General features: G+C 65.9%; 5 protein-coding genes and 1 pseudogene. All 6 read left to right on the top strand.

The features are described 5' to 3' along the window. Window positions 1–472 (top strand): hypothetical protein (locus tag EOA23_RS30740; RefSeq protein WP_127306887.1); only part of this gene is annotated, 472 nt, incomplete at its 5' end. Then, window positions 469–1,887 carry a MotB family protein gene (locus EOA23_RS30735; RefSeq protein WP_127306886.1) on the top strand — a complete coding sequence of 473 codons (1,419 nt, stop codon included), beginning with the start codon at window positions 469–471 and terminating at the stop codon, window positions 1,885–1,887. The genes EOA23_RS30740 and EOA23_RS30735, both read left to right, overlap by 4 nt. Continuing rightward, window positions 1,884–3,323, top strand: a complete 1,440-nt coding sequence (locus tag EOA23_RS30730) for a chemotaxis protein MotC (RefSeq protein WP_127306885.1) — start codon at window positions 1,884–1,886, stop codon at window positions 3,321–3,323. Before EOA23_RS30735 ends, EOA23_RS30730 begins: the two co-directional genes overlap by 4 nt. Continuing rightward, window positions 3,320–4,678: a flagellar hook-length control protein FliK gene (locus EOA23_RS30725; RefSeq protein WP_127306884.1), complete on the top strand. Its 1,359-nt coding sequence runs from the start codon at window positions 3,320–3,322 to the stop codon at window positions 4,676–4,678. The genes EOA23_RS30730 and EOA23_RS30725 overlap by 4 nt, the downstream gene beginning before the upstream one ends. Further along, on the top strand, window positions 4,608–5,198 hold the full coding sequence (locus EOA23_RS30720; protein WP_127306883.1) for a transglycosylase SLT domain-containing protein: 591 nt from the start codon (window positions 4,608–4,610) through the stop codon (window positions 5,196–5,198). Before EOA23_RS30725 ends, EOA23_RS30720 begins: the two co-directional genes overlap by 71 nt. Before the next feature lie 221 nt (window positions 5,199–5,419). After that, window positions 5,420–5,724, top strand: a pseudogene (locus tag EOA23_RS30715) (response regulator transcription factor); the annotation flags it as partial.

Raw genomic sequence — 5,724 nt, 5'->3', positions numbered from 1 at the left:
CGCGGAGGCCACGCTCGAGGCACGGCTTGCGCTCGCCCATCAGGCCGCGCTCGACGCCGAGCGCCAGGCCAGCGACGATGCCGCGAGAGCCTTTCTTGAAAGTTTCGGCGGCGACCTCGGCGCCGCTGTCGCCACGCGCATCGAGGCCATGGAGCAGCGCGTTGCCGAGCTTACCGGCGCAACTGTCGCCCGCATCATCGGCAGCCTTCTCAGCGACGACCTGCAGGAACGTTCGCTGCAGGCCCTTTCACGCGCCATCGGCGCCGCGGTCGCCGACAACGAGGCCGTCCGGATCGGTGTTCGGGGACCGCTCTCGCTGTTCGAGCCGCTGAAGGCGGCGCTTGGATCCCGCGCGGCCAATCTCGACTTCGCCGAGGCGCCGGGCTTCGACCTGACCGTCAGCATCGACGAAACGGTGTTCGAGACGCGTATCGCCGAGTGGTCCGCGTCCTTGTCCGAGGTTCTGTCATGAGCGCCATCGACCATGCCGAGCCCCGGCACGAGATCATCATCGTCAAGCGCAATCACGACGGTCATGACGATGATCACCATGGTGGCGTGTGGAAGATCGCCTTCGCCGATTTCATGACGGCGATGATGTGCTTCTTCCTCGTCATGTGGCTGATCAACGCCGCCAACGAGCAGACCAAGGCGGCCGTCGCCAGCTATTTCAATCCGGTCGAGCTGATCGACCGCAATTCCAGCCGCAAGGGCCTCGAAGACCTCGGCGACGGTCCGAGCAAGGTCGGCCTGACCGCGGACAATCCGCAGCAGGGCGCGACCAAGGCGGGCGAGGACGGCAAAGGCGGCGCCGGCTCGTCCGAACGCCGGCAGACCAAGGACGGCGCGCAGGATGCCCAGCTGTCCGATGAAAAGCTGTTTGCCGATCCCTATGCGGTGCTGGCGGAGATCGCCGCCGATACGGGGGGGCTGCAGAATGTCAGCGCCAAGGGCGAAGGCGGCGCCCAGACGGCCGGCCCGGCGACCGGCGCTTCCGGCGGCGAATCCTATCGCGACCCCTTCGCGCCTGATTTCTGGTCGCAGCAGGTGGCGGCGCCTGGCGCCGAGGCCACGGCCGAACGCGCCAAGATCGATGGCGATTCCGCAAAGCCTGGCGAGAAGGTCGCAACGGTCGCGGTGCCGAAGGCAAAGGCTGCTCCGGCGGCTCCCCCGCTGACGGCCGCGCCGCTGGAGCCGCTGGCAACCTCGGAAAAGACCGAGGCCAAGAGCGGTCAGAAGGCCGCGCAGGGAGAGACCGAGAAGCCGTTGGGTGAAGGTAACAAGACTGACAAGGTACAGGGCGAGAAAGCCGACGCCGACAAGCGCGAGGCCGCGGCCGGCGACACCAAAGCCGAACCGGCGAAAGTGGAAAAGACCGAACAAGAGCAAGGCGCCGACAAGGGCGACAAGGCGCCGAGCCAAGCCGCCCTCCAGCAGGCCGCGGAAATCAAGAAGGAACTCGCCAAGGCATTCCTGCCGGGCGAAAAGCTCGCCGACGGCGTCTCCGTCGAGGCCACCGACAAGGGGGTCGTCATTTCGATCACCGATCAGCTCGATTTCGGCATGTTCGAGATCGGTTCGGCCATGCCGCGCCGCGAGCTGGTGCTGGCGATGGAAAAGATCGGCCACATCATCAACGAGAAGAAGGGCACCATCACCATCAGCGGCCACACGGACGCGCGGCCGTTCCGCAGCGACACCTACGACAACTGGCGGCTGTCGACCGCGCGTGCCCATGCGGCCTACTACATGCTGGTTCGCGGCGGCGTCGACGAAAGCCGCATCACCGAGGTCGCGGGCTTCGCCGACCGGCAGCCCAAGATCTCGTCCGATCCGATGGCGGCCGCGAACCGCCGCATCGAAATCCTGATGACGGCCGGCGGATGAAGGGCAGGAGCGCCATCGGCGGCGCGATCGCGCTGCTATTGCTTGCGGCGAGGTCGCCATCGGCGGCCTTCGCGCAGGACGCGCTGCAGCCTTATCAGCTGGTGCGTTCGCTGCAGCTGATCCAGGACCGCATTGCCGGCGGTGATCATGCCGCGCTGCCGATGCAGGCGAAGCTCCTCGAAATGGTCGACGCCCGGATGCGCGACGCCAATGCCGAGGACTTCAAGGAGCCGAAGAATTTCCGCGCTTTGCTGGTCTACGGCATGAGCGGCGGCAATCCGGTGACGGTCGCGGCGGCGGCTTCGCGCGCGATGACCGACCCGCAAAGCCTCGCCATCGCCAAGGGCGTGGTCGCCTATCTGAACGGCCGGCCGGCCAATGCGATCGATATGCTGAAGCCGATCGATCCGATGAGCGTGCCTCCGGACATCGGCGCTTTTCTGGCGCTGGTCAAGGGTTCGCTGCTTGCGGCCGATGACCCTGCCCAGGCGCTAGCCCTGCTGGACGAGGCGCGCCTGCTCAGCCCCGGCACGCTGGTCGAGGAGGCGGCGCTTCGCCGCTCCGTGGGCATCGCGGCCGCGCAGGGCGACGCCGCCCGTTTCGCGCTGGCGTCGACCCAATATGTCGCGTCCTATCTCTACTCGCCCTACGCCAGCCAGTTCGCCGATGCCTTTGTTTCCGGTGTCATCACGCTGCATATGGCGATCAGCCAGGACAAGATCGCCGACATCACCTCGATGATGGATCCCGAGCGCGAGAAGGTGATCTATCTGCGCATCGCGCGCCACGCCGCGATCGACGGGATGACGGAGCTCTCGGCCTTTGCCGCGACGAAGGCGGAACTGGGCCGCAACGGCGGCGGCAGCCAGGACGACCCGCGCAGCCAACTCTATTCGAGCCTTTCCAACATGACATCGGCCAGCGTCGATGAAGTGCGTGCCAGGCTCAGCAAGATCGATCGCAACAAGCTTTCGCAAAGCGACCGTGACCTGCTTGACGCCGCGCAAGCCGTGGCGGGTGAGGTGGTGGCGCCGGTAAAGACGCCCGCCAAGGCGGAAGCCGCGCCGGCCGCAGCGAAGGGAAATGAGGCGAAGGCGGCGGCCGAGGCCTCGGCCGATCCGGCCGATGCGGATCTGCCTCCGGTGGAAGGAGCGATGCCCGATCAGCCAGCGGTCGCGTCAAGCAATCCGCGGGTCGCGTCTGGCGATCCGGCGAGGGACACTCCACCCGCGGCTTCGCCGCCGTCTGCCCAGCCACTGGCGCGAACGACGGATGAAACGCCGGCCGCCGCTCCGATGCAAGCTGACGCCGCGCCCGTGGTTCAGGCCTCCGCGCCGGCGGACTCGAAGGCGCAAGACCCCATCGACGCGGCAGTGGCCAGCACGCGCCGCCAGCTCGACCAGATCGACCAACTTCTCGGAGCAGCCCCCAAGTGACCAGCGTCAACCAGACCTTGCCGGGCTTCGCTTCGACCCAGCCCCGGCAGCACGCCGCCGGCGACAAGGACAAGGATCAGGGTTTCGGCGAGATGATGCGCGAGACGGAAAAGCCCGATCGGCCGCAGGACAAGCACGCGACCGTATTGCCGGGCGCTCATCTGGCGAAGCGCTCGGCGGCCGACAACCGCAAGCATGAGCCTGACCAGGATCCGGAAGGGAAAACCGGCTCGCAGAAAGCCGCGGGAAAGTCCACGAGGACCGCGGCCGGCCGGGTCGACGATGCAAAGCCGACGACCGACAAGGATGCCACGGCGCAAGCCAGCGATTCCGTGCCGATGCGGGACCGCTTGCCGTTGCTGATGGCGTTGAGCGACATGAAGCACTTCGCGCAATCGTCGGGCGCGGGCGGAAAGGATTCCGTCGCCGATGGAGAAGGCGCCGGCGAGCACGAGGCACTGAAGCTGCAACTGCGCATTGGCAAGCGCGCGCCGGTCGGCAGTTCCGCCGAGCCGCAGTCGCGATCCGCCCGTTCGACGGCCGCTGAAGCCTCCGGGCTCGACTTCGGGCAGAAGCCGGTGAAGGCGGACATGGCTCTCGACATGCCCGGTCGCAGCGAAACCAGAATCTTGCCGATGCAAGGAAATGAGCCGCAGGCCGACAGCCCTGTGCTGCCGCAGGGCTGGCGACCGGCTTCCGCCTCCAAGGCATCACAACAATCGCAGCCGGCTGCTTCGCAGACACCGGTCAAGCCGTCTTCTTCCGCCACACGCATGGAAGTCGTCAGCCAGCAGAGCTTCCCGGCGCCGGCGCAAAACCCCATCGGCCAGACGGCGTCGGCGCTGGTTGAGGCGCTTGCCACCGACAATGGCGTTCAGCAGGCTTTCGCAAGCGGCTCGGCAGGCTCCCAGACGACCAACTCTGTTGCCGTTCCGACACACGTGCTCAAGATCGAGCTCCACCCTGCGGAGCTCGGGGTGGTCACCGCCAGCCTGCGGCTATCGGGCGAGCAACTTTCGATTGAGATGAAGCCCGAGACGCACGAGGCATATCGCCGTCTCACCACCGACAGCGATGCCATCGTCAAGTCGATGCGCAGCCTCGGTTTCGACGTCGACAAGGTCACCATCCTGCAACCTTCGATAGCAGCGCATGCGGCGAGCCGCACCGACGCCAACGGCGCCATGCCGATGTCGACAGGTCGCGACCAGCCTTCATTCCAGCCCGGGAACTCGGGCGGCAACGGCGCAGGCGGCGGCCGGCAACCGGGAAGGAACGACAGCAATGGCGCACAGGAATTCGCCCGCCCGGCTTCGCCTCTTCGCGAGCGTGCTGGCGACGATATGTACATCTAGCTTAGCGGCCGGTGGCGCGAGCGCAGCTACAAATCCCTGCGAGCCGGAGATCCTGCGCGCCGCGGATCGCTACGGCGTGCCGGCCGGCATTCTCTATGCGGTCGGCCTGACAGAAACCGGAAAGAAAGGCAGCCTTCAGCCTAATGCCATGAATATAGGGGGAAAAGCTGTGTTCCCGCGCAGCCGCGATGAAGCTCTCGCCACCTTCGAGAATGCCCGCCGCGAAGGCAAGACATTGATCGACCTCGGCTGCATGCAGATCAACCAGCACTATCACGGCGACCATTTCCGCAGCGTCGAGGACATGCTCGACCCGCATCAGAATGTCGACTATGCCGCACGCTTCCTGGCCGCCCTGCACGCCCGGCACATGACCTGGTCGATGGCCGTCGCTCGCTACCATGCCGGCCCCGACAACGACCCGGCGCAGAAGGTCTATGTCTGCCGCGTCATCGCCAACATGGTCGCCACCGGCTTCGGCAAATGGACGCCGAATGCCAGCACATTTTGCAACCAATAGTTGCTTTCCTCTGAATGCCGATGGCTGTCGCCGGCCTGTCCGCCGGCGCCAATATTCATCCGCCAACAGCTGGCGCGAATACACCTGCACGATCGCTTTTATTACGGCTCCCAAAAAAACTCCCAAGAAAATAGCTACAAGAAATGATGGTTTTTCAGGATTCGTCGAGCCGGGTACCCCTTTCCGCACGGGGCAAATGAATTGATTCGGAGGGCGGGCCGATGATCGTGATCGTTGACGAGCGGGAGCTCGTGACAGAGGGCTACTCCTCACTTTTCGATCGCGAGGGCGTGGCCACGGCCGGTTTCGCGCCAGGCGAATTCGGCGAGTGGGTGAGTTCCGCCGCCCACACCGATCTCAGATCCGTCAGGGCCTTTCTCATCGGCGACTGCCGCGAGGGCGCGGTATCGCCGCGCCAGATCCGCGACCGGACCGGCGCACCGGTGATCGCGCTCAGCGAGCATCACTCGCTCGAACATACGCTGCGCCTGTTCGAAAGCGGCGTCGACGATGTCGTCCGCAAGCC

The sequence above is a fragment of the Mesorhizobium sp. M2A.F.Ca.ET.042.01.1.1 genome (assembly GCF_003997405.1).
GTDB lineage: Bacteria > Pseudomonadota > Alphaproteobacteria > Rhizobiales > Rhizobiaceae > Mesorhizobium.
The sequence above is the reverse complement of the archived record's forward strand: the minus strand, read 5'-3'. Positions and strand labels throughout refer to the sequence as shown.